This is a genomic window from Streptomyces marokkonensis, assembly GCF_039539045.1.
Classification (GTDB): domain Bacteria; phylum Actinomycetota; class Actinomycetes; order Streptomycetales; family Streptomycetaceae; genus Streptomyces; species Streptomyces marokkonensis.
In genome coordinates this window covers 1-17,621 of the sequence record NZ_BAABCQ010000043.1, presented here as the reverse complement: position 1 = coordinate 17,621, position 17,621 = coordinate 1, and the positions used below count along the sequence as shown (strand labels likewise).

The window sequence follows — 17,621 nt, the reverse complement described above, 5'->3', positions numbered from 1 at the left end:
GACCGGCGCCGGCGGTCAGCTCTGTGGTTCCAGGTCCTCCGTCTCGAACACCAGCAGGGTGCGCGTGCTGAGCACCTCCGGGATGGCCTGGAGGCGGGTGAGTACCAGCTCGCGCAGGGCCCGGTTGTCGGGAGTGTGCACCAGCAGCAGGACGTCGAAGTCGCCGCCCACCAGGGCGATGTGCGAGGCCCCGGGGAGCCGGCGGAGCTGGGACCGGACCGTGCGCCAGGAGTTCTGGACGATCTTCAGGGTGATGTACGCCGAGGTCCCGTGCCCCGCGCGTTCGTGGTCGACGCGGGCGCCGAAACCGCGGATGACGCCGTCCTCGACGAGCCGGTTGATGCGCGCGTAGGCGTTGGCGCGCGAGACGTGCACCCGCTCGGCGACCGAGCGTATCGAGGCGCGGCCGTCCGCCTGGAGCATGCGCAGGATGTCCTGGTCGATGGCGTCCAGCGGGCGCGGCGGCGGCGGGGCGCCGGCCTCCTCCCGGCCGTCGGCCTCCTCCGGGCGTTCGGCCATTTGTTCAGATGCCATGTCCCCCCGCCTCCCTACCATGGACGTACTGCGTCCATCTCAGGCTGTGGAGAACCGTTTGTCCACAGCCTGGGGCCGCCTGTAGCCAAAATGCGCCGACGACCGAACAATCGGTAGGTGAGGCCCGTCACACCCGTGGCGAGCCCACAGCCGCTCCCACGAGGAGGTGCCGTCATGACGGTCATGGAGCAGCGGGGCGCTTACCGGCCCACACCGCCGCCCGCCTGGCAGCCCCGTACCGACCCCGCGCCGCTGCTGCCCGACGCGGAGCCGTACCGCGTCCTCGGCACGAAGGCCGCCGAGCACGCCGACCCCTGCCTGCTGCGCACGCTGTACGCCCGGCTGGTCGCCGGCCGGCGCTACAACGCGCAGGCCACGGCGCTGACCAAGCAGGGCCGACTGGCCGTCTACCCCTCGAGCACCGGTCAGGAGGCCTGCGAGGTCGCCGCCGCGCTGGCGCTGGAGGAACGGGACTGGCTCTTCCCCAGCTACCGCGACACGCTCGCCGTCGTCGCCCGTGGCGTCGACCCGGTCGAGGCGCTCACCCTGCTGCGCGGTGACTGGCACACCGGCTACGACCCCTACGAGCACCGGGTCGCCCCGCTGTCCACGCCGCTCGCCACCCAGCTTCCGCACGCCGTCGGCCTCGCGCACGCCGCGCGGCTCAAGGGTGACGGCGTGGTCGCGCTGGCGATGGTCGGCGACGGCGGCACCAGCGAGGGCGACTTCCACGAGGCGCTGAACTTCGCCGCCGTCTGGCAGGCGCCGGTCGTCTTCCTCGTGCAGAACAACGGCTTCGCGATCTCCGTCCCGCTCGCCAAGCAGACCGCGGCCCCGTCGCTGGCCCACAAGGCCGTCGGCTACGGGATGCCCGGCCGCCTGGTCGACGGCAACGACGCCGTGGCCGTGCACGAGGTCCTGTCCGACGCCGTACGGCATGCGCGCGCGGGTGGCGGTCCCACGCTGGTGGAGGCGGTGACGTACCGCGTCGAGGCGCACACCAACGCCGACGACGCGACCCGCTACCGGGGCGACTCCGAGGTCGAGGCCTGGCGGCGGCACGACCCGATCGAGCTGCTGGAGCGGGAGCTGACCGAGCGCGGCCTGCTCGACGAGGAGGCCGTCCGGGCCGCCCGCGAGGACGCCGAGACCATGGCCGCCGACCTGCGCGCGCGCATGAACCAGGACCCGCGGCTCGACCCGATGGACCTGTTCGCCCACGTCTACGCCGAGCCCACGCCGCAGTTGCGCGAGCAGCGGGATCTGCTGCGCGCGGAGCTGGAGGCGGAGGCGGAGGCCGGCTCCGGGGCCGGGGCCGGTTCCGGTTCCGGTTCCGGGACCGAGGCGCCCCAGAGGGGACATCGATGACCACCGTCGCCGGCAAGCCGGCCACCATGGCGCAGGCCCTCACACGCGCGCTGCGCGACGCCATGGCCGCCGACCCGGGCGTGCACGTGATGGGGGAGGACGTGGGCACCCTCGGCGGCGTCTTTCGGGTCACCGACGGACTGGCCGGGGAATTCGGCGAGGACCGGTGCACGGACACACCGCTCGCCGAGGCGGGCATCCTCGGCGCGGCCGTGGGCATGGCGATGTACGGGCTGCGCCCGGTCGTGGAGATGCAGTTCGACGCCTTCGCCTACCCGGCGTTCGAGCAGGTCGTCAGCCATGTCACCAAGATGCGCAACCGCACCCGCGGGAGGATGCCCCTGCCGCTCACCATCCGCGTGCCCTACGGCGGCGGCATCGGCGGCGTCGAGCACCACAGCGACTCGTCCGAGGCGTACTACATGGCGACTCCGGGACTCCATGTCGTCACGCCCGCGACCGTCGCCGACGCCTACGGGTTGCTGCGCGAGTCCATCGCCTCCGACGACCCGGTGGTCTTCCTCGAACCCAAGCGTCTGTACTGGTCGAAGGACTCCTGGAACCCCGAGGAGCCCACACCCGTTGAACGGACAGGCCGCGCGGTGGTGCGGCGCTCGGGCCGGAGCGCCACACTCATCACGTACGGGCCGTCGCTGGTCGCCTGCATGGAGGCGGCCGAAGCGGCCCGGGCCGAGGGCTGGGACCTCGAAGTCGTCGATCTGCGCTCCCTGGTGCCGTTCGACGACGAGACGGTGTGCGCTTCGGTGCGGCGGACGGGACGCGCGGTCGTCGTCCACGAGTCGGGTTCCTTCGGGGGCCCGGGCGGGGAGATCGCGGCCCGGGTCACGGAGCGCTGCTTCCACCACCTGGAGGCGCCGGTGCTGCGTGTGGCCGGGTTCGACATCCCCTATCCGCCACCGATGCTGGAGCGCCACCACCTGCCTGGTGTGGACCGGATCCTGGACGCCGTGGGGCGCCTGCAGTGGGAGGCCGAAAGCTGATGGCACACGCTTCTGATGGGCGCGGCCTGGAGTTCAAGCTCCCCGACCTCGGTGAGGGGCTCACCGAGGCGGAGATCGTGCGCTGGATGGTCGAGGTCGGTGACGTCGTCGCCGTGGACCAGCCGGTCGTCGAGGTCGAGACGGCCAAGGCGATGGTGGAGGTGCCCTGCCCCTACGGCGGGGTGGTCACCGCCCGTTTCGGTGAGGAGGGCACGGAGCTGCCCGTCGGGGCGCCGCTGCTGACGGTTGCGGTGGGCGAGAGTGTCGGGGACCGCGCGGCCGGGGGACCGGGCACCGGCCGCGAGGCGGTCGGTAAGCCGCCCGGTGAGGACACCGGGGAGCCGCGGACCGGGGAGGTCCGCGGCGAGGGCCCCCGGGGCGATCAGGCCCCGGCGGAGGTGGCCGAGGAGTCCGGGGTCGAGGAGTCCGGGGCCGAGGAGTCCGGGGCACGGCGGGCGAAGTCCGAGGGCTCGGGCAACGTCCTGGTCGGATACGGCACGGCCGAGGCCCCCGCGCGGCGGCGCAGGGTGCGGCCGGTGCCGTCGGCGTCCACCACGTCGGCGTCCACCACGTCGGCGTCCACCACGTCGGCGTCTGCCATGTCGGCGTCCGGGCGGGCGAACGGCCAGGTGGTCCGTGCCGCCGGCACGGTGGACGGCACGGTGGACGGCCCGGTCCCCGTCATCTCCCCGCTGGTACGCCGGCTCGCCCGGCACAACGACCTGGACCTGCGCGAGCTGACCGGCTCCGGCCCGGAGGGGCTGATCCTGCGCGCGGACGTGGAGTACGCGCTGCGTGCCGCCGCCACCCAGGGCGGCCGCACGACGGCTCCGGAGGGCGGGTCGCACCGGGCGGCGAGCGGCCGGGCATCGGCACCCGCGGTGTCCGCAACCCGGCCCGGCGGCACCCGCACCCCTCTCAAGGGCGTCCGCGGCGCCGTCGCCGACAAGCTCTCCCGCAGCCGCCACGAGATCCCCGACGCGACCTGCTGGGTGGACGCCGACGCGACCGAGCTGATGCGGGCGCGCACCGCGATGAACGCCGCCGGTGACCCGAAGATCTCCCTCGTCGCCCTGCTGGCCCGGATCTGTACGGCCGCGCTGGCCCGCTTCCCCGAGCTGAACTCCACGGTCGACACGGAGGCCCGGGAGGTCGTCCAGCTCGACCGGGTCCACCTCGGCTTCGCCGCACAGACGGACCGGGGGCTGGTCGTGCCGGTGGTCCGGGACGCGCACGCGCGGGACGCCGAGGCGCTCACCGGGGAGTTCGCCAGGCTGACGGAGGCGGCCCGGGCAGGTCGGCTGACACCCGGTGAGCTGACCGGCGGCACCTTCACGCTGAACAACTACGGCGTGTTCGGCGTGGACGGTTCCACGCCGATCATCAACCACCCCGAAGCGGCCATGCTCGGCGTCGGTCGTATCGTCCCCAAGCCCTGGGTCCACGACGGCGAGTTGGCGGTGCGTCAGGTGGTGCAGCTGTCACTCACCTTCGATCACCGGGTGTGCGACGGCGGAACGGCGGGCGGCTTCCTGCGGTACGTCGCGGACTGCGTGGAACAGCCGACGGTGCTGCTGCGCACGCTGTGACGCGGCGCCGACAGTCGCGCCGGCAGTCGCGCCGGCAGTCGCGTCGCCAGTGCCGACAGCAGCGTCGGCGGCAGCGTCGACACCGGCGCCGGTGCGCACACTCTGATTGCGTGGCCTCCCCCGCGTTCCGTGTGATCGCGCAGGGACGCATACTCGGGGGGTGACCGTGTACGAGCCCGCCGGTGACCCCGGCACCGGCCCAGCCGACGGCCCCGGAACCGGAACCGCCACCGGAACCGCCACCGGGCCCGCCGCCGGTCCCGCGCCGGGGCCGGACCCCGCCGGGTACGACGCCGTCGTGCTCGCGGGCGGGGGTGCCCGGCGGCTCGGCGGCGCGGACAAACCCGGTCTCCGTGTGGGTGGGCGCGCGCTGCTGGACCGGGTGCTCGCCGCCTGCGCCGGAGCGCGGACCACCGTCGTCGTCGCCGACCACCGGCCCACCGCCCGCCCGGTGACCTGGGCCCGGGAGGACCCGCCCGGCGGCGGACCGCTCGCCGCCCTCGCCGCCGGCCTCCGGCACACCACGGAAGAGCACGTCGTGGTGGTCTCCGCCGACCTGCCGTTCCTCGCCGGGCCCACCGTCGGACGACTCGTGTCGGCCCTCGCCGCGAGCGATGCCGACGGCGTGCTGCTCACCGACGCCGACGGCCGGGACCAGCCCCTCGTCGCCGCCTATCGAGCCCTCGCGCTGCGCCGCGAACTGGCCACGCTCACCAGGGACCGGGGAGAGCGGGCCGGCCGGGCCGACGTCACCGGGCTGCCCCTGCGCCGCCTGACCGGCGCCCTCCGCCTCGTCCGCGTCCCCGACGCCGTCGCGTCCTTCGACTGCGACACCTGGGACGACATCGCCACCGCAAGGGCACGCATCAGGGAGCATGGTCACGTGTTGGATGAATGGATTACCGCAGCCAAGGACGAGTTGGGCATCGACCTCGACGTCGACACGGGCGTCCTGCTCGACCTCGCCCGGGACGCCGCCCACGGGGTGGCCAGGCCGGCGGCCCCGCTGACCACCTTCCTCGTCGGCTACGCGGCCGGACGGGCCGGGGGAGGCCCCGAGGCAGTCGCCGAGGCCGCCCGCAAGGCCACGGCTCTCGCCCAGCGCTGGGTTCAGGAGGCCGCCGACTCAGCGCCTGCGCCCGCGGCGGGCAAGCCCGACATGGCTCCCGACGCCACTCCCGACACCCGCCCGGACGCGTGATGACCTCCCCCGGCACACGGGCCGACGAGGAAGCGGAAGACCTCGACGTCGAGGAGGCGCTCGCCCTCGTGAACGAGAACCCCGGCCCTCCCCACGGCGACCATGATCACGCGGCGCCACCCACGCACGCCGAGCACCCCCACAACCAGGGGCAGTACGGCAGCCACGGCTACCGCGATCACCACGGGCATCAGGACGGCCACGGGGGCCAGGACGGCCACGGGCCCCACGACCGCCACGGCGCGCCGCACGGGCCGTCCGATCCCCATCACCGTGCGACCCCGTGGCCCGAAGCCCGGGCGACCGCCGAGCACGCCGCCCGCACCGCCGCCCGTGCCGCCCACCGCGCCCCGGTCTCCGTGCCCCTCGACGCGGCTCTCGGCCTCTCCCTCGCCACGCCCCTCACCGCCCTCACCGACCTGCCCTCCTTCGACACCTCCGCGATGGACGGCTGGGCCGTCGCGGGACCGGGCCCCTGGACGGTGCGCGACAAGAGCGTTCTGGCCGGACACGCGGAACCCGCCCCTCTCACCGACGGCGAGGCGGTCCGGATCGCCACCGGCGCCCGCATCCCTCCGGGCGCCACCGTCGTACTGCGCACGGAGCACGGCCGTGCCGACGACAAGGGCCGGCTGCAGGCGACCCGGGGGGTCGTGCACGGTCAGGACATTCGCCCGTGCGGCCAGGAGTGCCGCAGCGGGGACCAGCTGTTGCCCGTCGGCACCCTGGCGACCCCGGCCGTGCTGGGCCTGGCGGCAGCCGCCGGATACGACACCCTCACCACGGTCCCCCGCCCCCGCGTCGACGTGCTCGTCCTCGGCGACGAACTGCTCACCGAGGGCCTCCCGCACGACGGCCTCATCCGGGACGTACTCGGCCCGATGCTGCCGCCCTGGCTGCGGGCCCTGGGCGCCGAAATCCGCTCGGTCCGCCGGATCGGCGACGACGCCAAGGTCCTGCACCGCGCCATCACGACCTCCGTCGCCGACCTGATCGTCACGACCGGTGGCACCGCCGCGGGCCCCGTCGACCACGTCCACCCGGTCCTGCGCCGGATCGGCGCCGAACTCCTCGTGGACGGCGTCGAGGTACGCCCCGGCCACCCCATGCTGCTGGCCCGGCTCAAGGCAGACCGACACCTCGTCGGTCTGCCCGGCAACCCCCTCGCCGCCGTCTCCGGACTGCTCACGCTCGCCGAGCCACTGCTCCGCACCCTCGCCGCCCGCCCCGCGCCCGAGCGGTACGCGCTGCCACTGCGGGACGCGGTGCAGGGACACCCGTACGACACCCGGCTGGTCCCCGTCGTCCTGCGCGGCGACGGCGCAGTTCCGCTGCGCTACCACGGCCCCGCCATGCTGCGCGGCATCGCGGCCGCCGACGCCCTGGCCGTCGTACCCCCGGGCGGTGCGCGGCCGGGACAGGAGGCCGAGCTGCTCGACCTGCCCTGGGCCGCCGGCGGAATCGGAGTGTGTTTCACGTGAAACTTCCGGGCCAGGACGCGATCGCCCGCCAGGCGGACGAGCATCTCGTGACCCATCGGGTGAAACTCCCGAGGAAGCTGGTGGAGCATCCGATCCGCCAGGTCGGCAAACGGCTCTCCACGGCCCTTCTGGTCCTCTTGGTGACCGCCTTCATCGTCTATGCCGACCACGACGGCTACACCGACAACTCCGACGGCTCCGTCGATCTCCTCGACGCCTTCTACTACGCCACCGTCACCCTCTCCACCACCGGGTACGGCGACATCACACCCGTCAGCGACGCCGCCCGGCTGACCAACATCTTCGTCATCACGCCCCTGCGCGTGCTGTTCCTGATCATCCTGGTCGGCACCACGCTGGAAGCCCTCACCGAGCGCACTCGGGAGGAGTGGCGCCTGAACCGCTGGAGGTCCACCTTGCGCGATCACACCGTCGTCGTCGGTTTCGGTACCAAGGGACGGTCGGCGATCCAGACCGTCTGCGCGACCGGGCTGCGCAAGGAGCAGGTCGTCGTGGTCGACCCCAGCGGGAAGGCCATCGAGGCCGCGACGGCGCACGGCTACGCGGGTGTGGTCGGTGACGCGACACGCAGCGATGTGCTGAACCGTGCCGAGGTGTACCGGGCGAGGCAGATCATCATCGCCACCCAGCGCGACGACACGGCCGTACTGGTGACGCTGACGGCCCGGCAGCTCAACCGCGGTGCGAAGATCGTGGTCGCGGTCCGCGAGGAGGAGAACGCGCCGCTGCTGAAGCAGTCCGGCGCCGATGCCGTCATCACCAGTGCCAGCGCCGCGGGCCGGCTCCTCGGGCTCTCCGTGCTCAGCCCCGCCGCCGGCATGGTCATGGAGGACCTCATCAGCCAGGGCAGCGGGCTCGACCTCGTGGAGCGGCCGGTCATAAAGGCCGAGGTGGGCAAGAACCCGCGCGAGACGGACGACCTGGTGGTGAGTGTCCTGCGCGGGCACCGGGTGCTCGGCTACGACGATCCGGCTGTCGGCGGGCTGGAACTGACGGACCGGCTGATCACGATCGTACGGGCGACGCCGGCCACCCACGTGGCCCCCGACGCCCGCCCGCTGCCCCGCGACTGACGGGGCCGCGGGCCCCGTACCCGCGAAGGGCCTCGTGCCCGATCGCGTGCTACTTGCGGTTGTAGAGGCGCATCGTGACCGGGCCGAAGACCAGGAGGAACAGGCCCGCCCAGCCCAGCGTCCAGCCGATCTCGGCGCCGGGCCACTCGCCTGCCATCAGCCCCCGCACGGCGGACGCCAGGTGGGTGATGGGGCTGTTGTTGACGAACACCTGCAACCAGCCCGGCATCGTCTTCGGGTCGACGAAGACGTTGGACAGGAAGGTGAGCGGGAAGATCACCATCATGCTGATGCTCATCACCGACTTCTCGGTGCGCAGCATCAGCCCGAACATCGTCCAGATCCACGAGAAGGCGAACGAGAACACCAGCAGCAGCGCGACCCCGGCGATCACACCGCCGAACCCGCCGTCCGGCCGGTAGCCGAGCAGGAGACCCACGGCGAGCATCACGACGGACGCGATGGTGTAGCGCAACGCGTCACCGAGCAGGTAGCCGACCATCGCCGAGGGCCGCCAGATCGGCAGCGTGCGGAAACGGTCGAAGACCCCCTTCTCGATGTCCACGTTCACCGACACCCCGGTGTACATCGTGATCATCACGACCGACATCACGAGGATGCCGGGCAGCACGAACTGGATGTAGTCGCTCGGTGAACCCGCCAGCGCACCGCCGAAGAGGTACGTGAACATCAGCAGGTTCATGATCGGGAAGGCGGTGACGTCGAAGAGCTGTTCCGGCACGTGCTTGATCTTGAGGATCGCGCGCCATCCGAACGCCAGGGACGTGGACAGGGCGCTGGGCCGCGGCGGGCGTTCCTTGGCGACCAGCAGGGTGGCCAGCGACTCGGTGCTGACCGGGGAGAGTTCCTTGCCCTCGGTACTCGTGACCGTGCTCATGCCGCCACCTCGTCCTTCGCGTCAGGGTCGGTGCCCGTGCCGGTGCCCGTGCCGGTGCCCGTGCCGGTGCTCTGGTCGGTGTCGTGCCCGGTCAGCGCCAGGAAGACCTCGTCGAGGCTGGGCTGCCCCAGGGAGAAGTCGTCGACGACGACACCGGCCCGGGCCAGCTCGCCGAGGGCCTTGGCGGCCTGGTCGGCCGCGGTGTCGTCGGCCGCGGCACCCAGGCGGGCGGTCAGCGCCACCGGGTCCGGCTCCAGCTGGACCTCGGAGACCAGCAGGTCCCGCAGCACCCGCTCGGCCTCCGGCCGCTGGTCGGCGTCGCGCAACCGCAGATGGACGGAGCCGGCACCGACGGACGCCTTCAGCTCGCCCTTGGTGCCCTCGGCGATCACCCTCCCCTTGTCGATCACAGCGATCCGGGACGCCAGTTGGTCGGCCTCGTCCAGGTACTGCGTGGTCAGCAGCACGGTCGTGCCCTGGGCGACGACCGCGCGCACGATGTCCCACACCTGGTTGCGGCTGCGCGGGTCGAGTCCGGTCGTCGGCTCGTCGAGGAAGAGCAGATCGGGGGTGTTGAGGATGGAGGCGGCGATGTCGATGCGCCGGCGCATACCGCCGGAGTAGTGCTTGACCTGCTTCGCCGCCGCGTCCGTGAGCCCGAACGCCGCCAGCAACTGGTCGCCCCGCTCTCGCGCGGCCGTCTTGCCGTGCCCGAGGAGGCGGCCCAGCAGTACCAGGTTCTCGGTGCCGGTGAGGTCCTCGTCCACGGACGCGTACTGCCCGGTGAGACTCACCCGGCTGCGTACCTCGTCCGCCTCGCGTACGACGTCGCGGCCGAAGACGCGGGCCTGGCCGCCGTCCGGCCGCAGCAGGGTGGCGAGCATCTTCACCGTGGTGGTCTTGCCGGCGCCGTTCGGGCCGAGAACGCCGTAGACCGTGCCGGCGGGCACCGCGAGGTCGACCCCGTCCACGGCCCGGGTCTCGCCGAACGTCTTCACCAGCCCCGCGGTCTCGATCGCGAGGCCGGACGTGTGCGTGCACATGGATGGTCCTTCCGCGTTCTTGGGCTACGCATGGGAAGACCTTTACAGTCGCGCAAACTCATCGGTCGCGCACGGGGCTTTTCGGCGGACGGTCCGAAAGACGGAGTACCCCCGGACCGGGGACCGAGTACCCCCGGACCGGGGACCGAGTACCTCCCGTCCCCGGCCCGGGGACGGGAGGTACTCCGGTGGAGGGGCCCGGCCAGGGAGGGAGGAGTAGCGTCGCCTTCATGCATGCGATCACGATTCCCGAACCCGGAGGCCCCGAGGCGCTGGTCTGGTCCGAGGTCCCCGACCCGGTGCCCGGCGAGGGCGAGGTCCTGGTCGAGGTGGCGGCCAGCGCCGTCAACCGCGCCGACATCATGCAACGCCAGGGCTTCTACGATCCCCCGCCCGGCGCCTCCCCCTACCCCGGCCTGGAGTGCTCGGGGCGCGTCGCCGCACTCGGTCCGGGCGCGTCCGGCTGGTCCGTCGGCGACGAGGTGTGCGCGCTGCTGGGAGGCGGCGGTTACGCCGAGAAGGTCGCCGTTCCGGCCGGTCAGCTGCTGCCGCTTCCGGACGGCATCGACGTCGAGCGGGCGGCGGCACTGCCCGAGGTGGTCTGCACCGTCTGGTCGAACGTCTTCATGGTCGCCCATCTGCGCCCCGGCGAGACGCTGCTCGTGCACGGCGGTTCCAGCGGCATCGGCACCATGGCGATCCAGCTCGCCAAGGCCGTCGGCGCCAAGGTCGCCGTGACGGCGGGCACCGAGGAGAAGCTGGAGCGCTGCGCCGAACTGGGCGCCGACATCCTGATCAACTACCGCGAGCAGGACTTCGTCGCCGAGGTGAACGAGGCGACGGGCGGCGCGGGCGCCGACGTCATCCTCGACAACATGGGCGCCAAGTACCTGGACCGCAACATCCAGGCCCTCGCCGTCAACGGCCGGCTCGCGATCATCGGCATGCAGGGCGGCCGGAAGGGCGAGCTGGACATCGGCAGGCTTCTGGCCAAGCGCGCGGCCGTCAGCGCGACGTCGCTGCGCGCCCGCCCGTCGGCGGAGAAGGCGGCCATCGTGGCGGCCGTGCGCGAGCACGTCTGGCCGCTGCTCGCGGGGGGCCACGTCCGTCCGGTCGTCGACCGCGAACTCCCGATGAGCGACGCCACCGCCGCCCACCGGGTCGTGGAGGAGAGCGGGCACATCGGCAAGGTGCTGCTGGTCACCTCGTAGCGGAGGTGTGTCAGCCTCTTCGCAGGCGAAGGCCCACGAAGGCGAGAGCCAGGCCGAGACCGATCAGGACCAGCCCGCTGCCCAGGGGCAGGACCCGGAGTACGGGCCCGGTGGCGTCCTCGGCGTGCGTGCTCGCCTGCGACAGGGTGCGGGACGGGGACGGGGAGGGCACCAGGACGGCCTCCCCGGGAGACACGGGGGTGTTCGGATTGCCGAGGATGCCCCCAGCGCCGTCACCGTCCGCCCTGTGACCGCCGTTCTCGTTCGCGCCGCCCTCCACAGGCCTCCGTTCCTCGGGCCGCCCGGGCCGCTGCCGCCCCTCACCCGGCCGGCCCCCCGCCCGGGAGGGGGCCGGGTGAGGGGCGCCGGACGCCGAAGCCGAGGCGGTGGAAGAGGCGGACGAGGAGGAAGCGGAGGGGGAGGAAGGGGAGGGCGTCGTGGATTCACGCGGCGTGCTGCCCGTAGGGCGGGGCTCCCTGCCGGCCGTGTCCGTCGGGGCGGCCGGGCCGGTATCCGGGCTGTCGGGCCCGTCGTGACCGTCCTCGGAGCGGAGGCGCTCGTGACCGCCCCGCTCGTCGCGACCGCCGGAGCCGTCCGGGTCCGCGGCCACCCGGTGAACCGGAGCGGGCGTCGCTGCGGAAGGAGACGCGGCCGTGGCGGCCCTCGCCGTCGCGAACCCGGCACCGTGTGCCATCCCTGCCCCGCACGGCGACACCAGCGCGCCCATCCCCAGAACCCCCACCAGTCCCGTCGCTCGCAGTGTGCGCAGCCATGGAGTCACGTGCGTGACCCCCTCCCGGTGATAGGCCAGTCGCGGAAATCGACGGAACAAGCCTCACACCTGCCCGCCATAACGGCATTCCGGACTCGGCCGAACGTGCTGGATCACGTTTCTCGGGGGCACCACCCTGTCGGGGTGCACGCGTACGAGAGAATGGCCGCATGGAGATGCCGAGGAACGACAGGTCGCCGGAGAACCCCCAGATCCTGGTCGTCGGCCAGGACGGAATGGCGCTGGGCGGCGGAGGGGACGACGACTCCCGCGAGACCCCGGTGACGGATCAGGTGGAACAGCCTGCCAAGGTCATGCGGATCGGCAGCATGATCAAACAGCTGCTGGAGGAGGTGCGTGTCGCGCCCCTGGACGAGGCGAGCCGGGCCCGGCTCAAGGAGATCCACTCGAGCTCGGTGAAGGAGCTGGAGGACGGCCTGGCCCCGGAGCTGGTCGAGGAGCTGGAGAGGCTCTCGCTGCCCTTCACGGACGACGTCACCCCGACCGACGCCGAACTGCGGATCGCGCAGGCACAGCTGGTCGGCTGGCTGGAGGGCCTGTTCCACGGCATCCAGACCACGCTGTTCGCCCAGCAGATGGCCGCGCGGGCCCAGCTGGAGCAGATGCGCCGCGCGCTCCCGCCGGGCGCCGGCCAGGATGACGAGGAGCCGCCCCACCCGGGCGGCCGCTCCGGCGGTCCCTACCTGTAGACCCCACCCGGGGACCATCACCCACCGACAGCACGAAGGGCCCGGCAGCACCCGCTGCCGGGCCCTTCGTCATGCGCGATGCGTCATGCGCGATGCGTCATGAGTGGTGCGTCATGAGTGGTGCGTCATGAGTGGTGCGTGCGGGGTATCAGGCCGACGGTGGGTTGCCCGTCGAGACCTTGAGCTGGATCGTCGGCATGTTCTTCGGGTCGACGTCCGTCCCGGCCGTCGGGAACTGGTCCCGGATCGAGCCCTCGCCGTACGTGTTCTCGTCGACCTCCACGACCTCTATCGGCCAGCCGGCGGCCTGGAAGCACTCCTTGACCGAGCCGATGTACTTGAAGGTGAAGTCGGGCACCTGGATCTTGTCGGGGTCGTTGTACGACTCCTTCGGCTCGGTGCACTTGTCCTTCTCGATCGTCTTCGTCTTGTCCGGCCCGCGGTAGCCCGCGGCCTTCGAGACCGACGCCGAGGCACTCGCGGTGCTCTCCCCGCCCTTGGGGTCGTCCCCGCCCTTGTCCATCATCAGCGCACCGATCAGACCGCCGACCACCAGGACGGAGACCACGATCGAGCCGATGACCACCATCTTGTTGCTCTTGCCGCCCCCCGGTGAGCCGGACCCCGCGGTGGCGGGCGCGAGGTTGTACGGCGGCGGCGTGGACGCGCCCTGGTATTGCGGCTGCTGCGGCTGCTGCGCGTACGGCGACGGGGTCTGGTAGGCGCCCTGCTGCGGGTAGCCGTACGCGGGCGAGTGCGCGGCGGGCGCCGGGGTGCCGTACGGGTTCGGGCCCTGGTTCGGTGTCGGCTGGTACGGCGTCTGGACGGGGCCCGTCGGCGCCGGTGTGCTCTGGTCGACCGGCGGGAACACCGCGGAGCCGACACCCGCGCCGCTCGACGTGTGCGCGCCGGGCACGATGCTCGGCGGGGCCGCCCGGAAGGAGGCCGCCACGCGCAGGCACTCGTCCCGCATGGCCTCGGAGCTGGGGAAACGCTCGTTCGGGTTCTTCTTCAGCGCGCGGGCCACCAGCGCGTCCACGGCCGGCGGGAGCGCGCTGTTGACGGAGGAGGGAGCAACCGGCTCCTCCTGCACGTGCGCGTACGCGATGGCCAGTGGCGAGTCCGCCTCGAACGGCAGGCGCCCGGTGACCAGTTGGAACAGCATGATGCCGACCGAGTACAGGTCGGAGCGGGCGTCCACACCGCGGCCGAGGGCCTGTTCCGGTGAGAGGTACTGCGGGGTGCCGACGACCATGCCGGTCTGCGTCATCGAGGTCACGCCGGACTGCATGGCGCGGGCGATGCCGAAGTCCATCACCTTGACCACGCCGCGCTTGGTCATCATCACGTTGCCCGGCTTGATGTCCCGGTGGACCAGGCCCATCTCGTGGCTGATCTCCAGGGCGGCCAGCACGTCCGCGGTGATCTTCAGCGCCTTGTCGGCGGGCATCGCGCCCTGCTGCCGGACGTCGTCGTCGAGCACGGAGCCGAGCGGCCGACCCTCGACGTACTCCATGACGATGTACGGCATCGGCATGCCGCCGCCCGCGGCGGAGCCGCCGTCGGACCACGTGTCCTCGCCGGTGTCGAAGACCGACACGATATTGGTGTGCGTGAGTTTGGCCACTGCCTGGGCCTCGCGGCGGAAGCGCTCCCGGAAGGCCTGCTCCCGGCCCAGCTCGGTGTGCAAAGTCTTGATCGCGACCTGGCGGTCCAGCACTGAGTCGTACGCCAGGTGCACGGAGGCCATACCGCCCTCGCCGAGCAAGTCGCGCAGCTGGTAGCGGCCGCCGGCGAGCGCCCGCCCCGCGTACCGGCCCTGTCCGGCGTCCTGGCTCATGTCTCTTTGTCCCCCGTAGGCGCCGCGACGCCGGTGGCGGCGGCACGCGCGCTCGCGTCTGCGATCGTGATCGAAAGTGCTATTCCCGGCCAAGTCTGCCCCAGGGCACTGACACGTCAAGCGTGGTGCCCGTTCCGTGACCGTACGCGAAGGAAGCGTCGCGGAAGCGTTACAGCGGGCGTACCGCCGGTTCACGGAATTTGCACGACAGTACGGAACCAGGGTTTCATATCCGGTCCGTCTCGATGCCGGTTCCGGCGCTCATCTCGGACCGGAGGCCAGTGCGGAGGCTGTAGCGTGGCCGACGGAGACCGTAACAACACCGCGCGCACCGCGGGCAGAAACGACGGCGAGGACTGATGGCACAGCAGCAGCGCGCCCAGGGCCCGTCCGAACCCGAGGCGACTGGCGGCGGTATGTCTGACGCGCCGGAGGCCTGGGGCAACGGCGGCCTGGTCGGCGACGGCCGGTACCGGCTGACCCGCAGGCTCGGGCGGGGCGGCATGGCCGAGGTGTTCGCCGCCGAGGACGTCCGCCTGGGACGCACCGTGGCGGTCAAGCTGCTGCGCGCCGACCTCGCCGAGGACCCGGTCTCCAAGGCGCGCTTCACGCGTGAGGCACAGTCGGTGGCCGGCCTCAACCACCACGCCATCGTGGCCGTGTACGACTCCGGCGAGGACTTCGTCGGCGGCCAGTCCGTGCCGTACATCGTGATGGAGATCGTCGAGGGCCGCACCATCCGCGACCTCCTCCTCAACGCCGAGGCCCCCGGCCCGGAGCAGGCGCTGATCATCGTCTCCGGTGTCCTGGAGGCCCTCGCCTACTCCCACCAGCACGGCATCGTGCACCGCGACATCAAACCCGCCAACGTCATCATCACGGACAACGGCGCGGTGAAGGTGATGGACTTCGGCATCGCCCGCGCCCTGCACGGCGCCCAGTCGACGATGACGCAGACCGGCATGGTCATGGGCACCCCGCAGTACCTCTCCCCGGAGCAGGCGCTCGGCAAGGCCGTCGACCACCGCTCCGACCTGTACGCGACGGGCTGCCTGCTCTACGAACTCCTCGCGCTGCGCCCCCCGTTCACCGGCGAGACCCCGCTGTCGGTGGTCTACCAGCACGTCCAGGACATCCCGACGCCGCCGTCCGAGGTCTCCGACGCCACCCCGCCGGAGCTCGACGGCCTGGTGATGCGCTCGCTGGCCAAGGAGCCCGACGACCGTTTCCAGACCGCCGAGGAGATGCGCGGCCTGATCCAGTACGGGCTGCAGATGCTGTACGAGCAGGGCGGCCACACCGGTACCTGGAACACCGGCCCGGTCGCCGCGCACGACGGCCGGCACACTCCCTCGGCAGGCCTCGCGGGCACCACGGCGCTGCCGCACCCGGACCACGGCTCGGGTACCACGCAGATCCCCCAGCCGATCCTGCCGAACGGGTACGGCGGGGGCTACGGCGACGACGGCGGTTTCGAGGGCAACGGCAACAAGGGCAGCGGGCGCGGCAAGCTGTGGATCCTGGCCGTCCTCGCGGTGATCGCCATCGCCGCGGGCGTCGCGCTGGCCATGAACGGCGGCGACGGTGAGAAGGGCGGTGGCGGCCCGACGACCAGCCCGTCGCCGACCACCTCGCAGAGCACCGACGACGCGTCGCCCAGTTCCTCGCCCAGCGACGAGACGACGCAGGAGACCACCGACCCGGGCACGGAGCAGGGCAACGGCGGCGCGGGCACGGGCGACGGGGGCTGGGACCAGCCCTACACGCCGTCGTACACGCCGTCGGAGACCGCGACGGACGAGCAGCCGTCCAACGAGCCGACAGACGGCGAGACGGAACCGTCCACGCCCCCGGACGACGGCGAGACCCCGGGCGGTGGTGAGACCCCGGGCGGTGGTGAGACCCCGGGCGGTGGAGAGACCGCGCCGGGCGGCGAAGAGACCCCGCCGGGCGGCGGCGAACCGACGGGCGGCGTCGTGGACTGACCCGAATCGCCCGAATCGCTCTTCACGCGCGCGTGCGACCCGGAAACGGGCTCCACGCGCGCGTCGCGTTTTCCGGACGTCGATTCCGGGCGTCGACTTCGGACGTTTCCCGATGTCGATTCCGGATGTCGATTCCGGATGTCGATTCCGGACGTCACAGCGGGCCGGCGGGGCCGTCCGTGAAGTGCACGGTGCCGAACCGCGGCTCGATCCGCAGCAAGCACGCTCCCGGACCGCTCCCCGTTCCTCAGCGTTCCTCAGCGGCTCTCGGCCTGTAGCCGTGCCACGAAGGCGGCCGCCTGCGAGCGCCGCTGCATACCGAGCTTGGCCAACAGGCTCGACACGTAGTTCTTGATCGTCTTCTCGGCCAGGTGCAGCCGTTCGCCGATCGCGCGGTTGGTCAGCCCCTCGCCGATCAGATCGAGGATGCGCCGCTCCTGCTCGGTCAGCCGGGCGAGCCGGTCGTCGGAACGCGTGCCGCCGTCCCGCAGCCGCTCCAGCACGCCCGTGGTGGCTGCCGGATCGAGCAGGGACTTCCCCTCGGCCACCTTCCGTACGGCACTCAGCAGCTCGGCGCCCCGGATGTCCTTGAGCACGTAGCCCGAGGCGCCCGCCATGATCGCGTCGAAGAGGGCCTCGTCGTCGGCGAAGGAGGTCAGCATGAGGCACCGGACGGACTCGTCCCGGGAGCGGATCTCGCGGCACACCTCGACGCCGCTGCCGTCCGGAAGCCGGACGTCGAGCACCGCCACATCCGGACGGGTGGCCGGGATCCGGGCCAGTGCGTCGGCCGCCGTGCCGGCCTCGCCCACCACCTCGATGTCGGCCTCGCCCCCGAGCAGATCGTGCACCCCCCGGCGGACGACCTCATGGTCGTCGAGGAGGAATACCCGG

Annotated in this window: 15 protein-coding genes; 9 read left to right on the top strand and 6 right to left on the bottom strand. The window is 72.4% G+C overall.

The features are described 5' to 3' along the window. Positions 1 to 15: 15 nt before the first annotated feature. Positions 16 to 534, bottom strand: a complete 519-nt coding sequence (locus ABEA26_RS13555; RefSeq protein WP_345592284.1) for an Lrp/AsnC family transcriptional regulator — start codon at positions 532 to 534, stop codon at positions 16 to 18. 174 nt (positions 535 to 708) lie between these two features. On the opposite strand from ABEA26_RS13555, the gene pdhA reads away from it, so the two are divergent. The 6 genes from pdhA (at position 709) to ABEA26_RS13525 (ending at position 8,268) form a co-directional block, all read left to right on the top strand. Beyond that, positions 709 to 1,902, top strand: coding sequence for a pyruvate dehydrogenase (acetyl-transferring) E1 component subunit alpha (gene pdhA / locus ABEA26_RS13550; protein ID WP_345592283.1), 1,194 nt, complete (start codon positions 709 to 711; stop codon positions 1,900 to 1,902). Continuing rightward, entirely contained in the window at positions 1,899 to 2,903 is a 1,005-nt protein-coding gene (locus ABEA26_RS13545; protein ID WP_345592282.1) for an alpha-ketoacid dehydrogenase subunit beta, read from the top strand. The genes pdhA and ABEA26_RS13545 overlap by 4 nt, the downstream gene beginning before the upstream one ends. Beyond that, a complete protein-coding gene (locus ABEA26_RS13540; protein ID WP_345592281.1) occupies positions 2,903 to 4,492 on the top strand; it encodes a dihydrolipoamide acetyltransferase family protein in 1,590 nt (529 codons plus the stop codon). The genes ABEA26_RS13545 and ABEA26_RS13540 overlap by 1 nt, the downstream gene beginning before the upstream one ends. Before the next feature lie 160 nt (positions 4,493 to 4,652). Further along, positions 4,653 to 5,693, top strand: coding sequence for an NTP transferase domain-containing protein (locus ABEA26_RS13535; RefSeq protein WP_425587832.1), 1,041 nt, complete (start codon positions 4,653 to 4,655; stop codon positions 5,691 to 5,693). Next, positions 5,693 to 7,174: a molybdopterin molybdotransferase MoeA gene (locus tag ABEA26_RS13530; protein WP_345592280.1), complete on the top strand. Its 1,482-nt coding sequence runs from the start codon at positions 5,693 to 5,695 to the stop codon at positions 7,172 to 7,174. The genes ABEA26_RS13535 and ABEA26_RS13530 overlap by 1 nt, the downstream gene beginning before the upstream one ends. Continuing rightward, complete coding sequence (locus ABEA26_RS13525) at positions 7,171 to 8,268, top strand: potassium channel family protein (protein WP_345592278.1); 1,098 nt, start codon at positions 7,171 to 7,173, stop codon at positions 8,266 to 8,268. Before ABEA26_RS13530 ends, ABEA26_RS13525 begins: the two co-directional genes overlap by 4 nt. Before the next feature lie 49 nt (positions 8,269 to 8,317). Here ABEA26_RS13525 and ABEA26_RS13520 read toward each other — a convergent pair whose 3' ends face one another. After that, on the bottom strand, positions 8,318 to 9,166 hold the full coding sequence (locus tag ABEA26_RS13520) for an ABC transporter permease (RefSeq protein WP_345592276.1): 849 nt from the start codon (positions 9,164 to 9,166) through the stop codon (positions 8,318 to 8,320). Then, the gene (locus ABEA26_RS13515) at positions 9,163 to 10,209 is read right to left on the bottom strand and encodes an ATP-binding cassette domain-containing protein (protein ID WP_345592275.1); all 1,047 of its coding nucleotides are present in this window, start codon (positions 10,207 to 10,209) and stop codon (positions 9,163 to 9,165) included. The genes ABEA26_RS13520 and ABEA26_RS13515 overlap by 4 nt, the downstream gene beginning before the upstream one ends. A 230-nt stretch (positions 10,210 to 10,439) precedes the next feature. Here ABEA26_RS13515 and ABEA26_RS13510 point away from each other — a divergent pair, with 230 nt between their 5' ends. After that, positions 10,440 to 11,420: an NAD(P)H-quinone oxidoreductase gene (locus tag ABEA26_RS13510; RefSeq protein WP_345592273.1), complete on the top strand. Its 981-nt coding sequence runs from the start codon at positions 10,440 to 10,442 to the stop codon at positions 11,418 to 11,420. A 10-nt stretch (positions 11,421 to 11,430) separates the two neighbouring features. On the opposite strand, the gene ABEA26_RS13505 is transcribed toward ABEA26_RS13510, so the two are convergent. Then, positions 11,431 to 11,700: a hypothetical protein gene (locus tag ABEA26_RS13505; RefSeq protein WP_345592271.1), complete on the bottom strand. Its 270-nt coding sequence runs from the start codon at positions 11,698 to 11,700 to the stop codon at positions 11,431 to 11,433. A gap of 662 nt (positions 11,701 to 12,362) precedes the next feature. Between ABEA26_RS13505 and ABEA26_RS13500 the strand changes: the two genes are divergently transcribed. Next, positions 12,363 to 12,902 carry a bacterial proteasome activator family protein gene (locus ABEA26_RS13500; RefSeq protein ID WP_345592270.1) on the top strand — a complete coding sequence of 180 codons (540 nt, stop codon included), beginning with the start codon at positions 12,363 to 12,365 and terminating at the stop codon, positions 12,900 to 12,902. Between the two features lie 148 nt (positions 12,903 to 13,050). On the opposite strand, the gene ABEA26_RS13495 is transcribed toward ABEA26_RS13500, so the two are convergent. Continuing rightward, positions 13,051 to 14,742 carry a Stk1 family PASTA domain-containing Ser/Thr kinase gene (locus ABEA26_RS13495; RefSeq protein WP_345592268.1) on the bottom strand — a complete coding sequence of 564 codons (1,692 nt, stop codon included), beginning with the start codon at positions 14,740 to 14,742 and terminating at the stop codon, positions 13,051 to 13,053. 359 nt (positions 14,743 to 15,101) lie between these two features. Between ABEA26_RS13495 and ABEA26_RS13490 the strand changes: the two genes are divergently transcribed. Continuing rightward, positions 15,102 to 16,727 (top strand): protein kinase domain-containing protein, encoded by a 1,626-nt coding sequence (locus tag ABEA26_RS13490; protein ID WP_345592266.1) that lies wholly within the window; start codon positions 15,102 to 15,104, stop codon positions 16,725 to 16,727. Positions 16,728 to 16,984: 257 nt separating this feature from the next. Here ABEA26_RS13490 and ABEA26_RS13485 read toward each other — a convergent pair. Beyond that, a partial coding sequence (locus ABEA26_RS13485) for a response regulator (RefSeq protein WP_345592265.1) occupies positions 16,985 to 17,621 on the bottom strand: 637 nt, incomplete at its 5' end.

Bases quoted from the DNA above. Each gene is read 5' to 3' on its own strand.
- ABEA26_RS13555 (WP_345592284.1), bottom strand. From the start codon at position 534: ATGGCATCTGAACAAATGGCCGAACGCCCGGAGGAGGCCGACGGCCGG.
- pdhA (WP_345592283.1), top strand. From the start codon at position 709: ATGACGGTCATGGAGCAGCGGGGCGCTTACCGGCCCACACCGCCGCCC.
- ABEA26_RS13545 (WP_345592282.1), top strand. From the start codon at position 1,899: ATGACCACCGTCGCCGGCAAGCCGGCCACCATGGCGCAGGCCCTCACA.
- ABEA26_RS13540 (WP_345592281.1), top strand. From the start codon at position 2,903: ATGGCACACGCTTCTGATGGGCGCGGCCTGGAGTTCAAGCTCCCCGAC.
- ABEA26_RS13530 (WP_345592280.1), top strand. From the start codon at position 5,693: ATGACCTCCCCCGGCACACGGGCCGACGAGGAAGCGGAAGACCTCGAC.
- ABEA26_RS13520 (WP_345592276.1), bottom strand. From the start codon at position 9,166: ATGAGCACGGTCACGAGTACCGAGGGCAAGGAACTCTCCCCGGTCAGC.
- ABEA26_RS13515 (WP_345592275.1), bottom strand. From the start codon at position 10,209: ATGTGCACGCACACGTCCGGCCTCGCGATCGAGACCGCGGGGCTGGTG.
- ABEA26_RS13510 (WP_345592273.1), top strand. From the start codon at position 10,440: ATGCATGCGATCACGATTCCCGAACCCGGAGGCCCCGAGGCGCTGGTC.
- ABEA26_RS13500 (WP_345592270.1), top strand. From the start codon at position 12,363: ATGGAGATGCCGAGGAACGACAGGTCGCCGGAGAACCCCCAGATCCTG.
- ABEA26_RS13495 (WP_345592268.1), bottom strand. From the start codon at position 14,742: ATGAGCCAGGACGCCGGACAGGGCCGGTACGCGGGGCGGGCGCTCGCC.
- ABEA26_RS13490 (WP_345592266.1), top strand. From the start codon at position 15,102: ATGGCACAGCAGCAGCGCGCCCAGGGCCCGTCCGAACCCGAGGCGACT.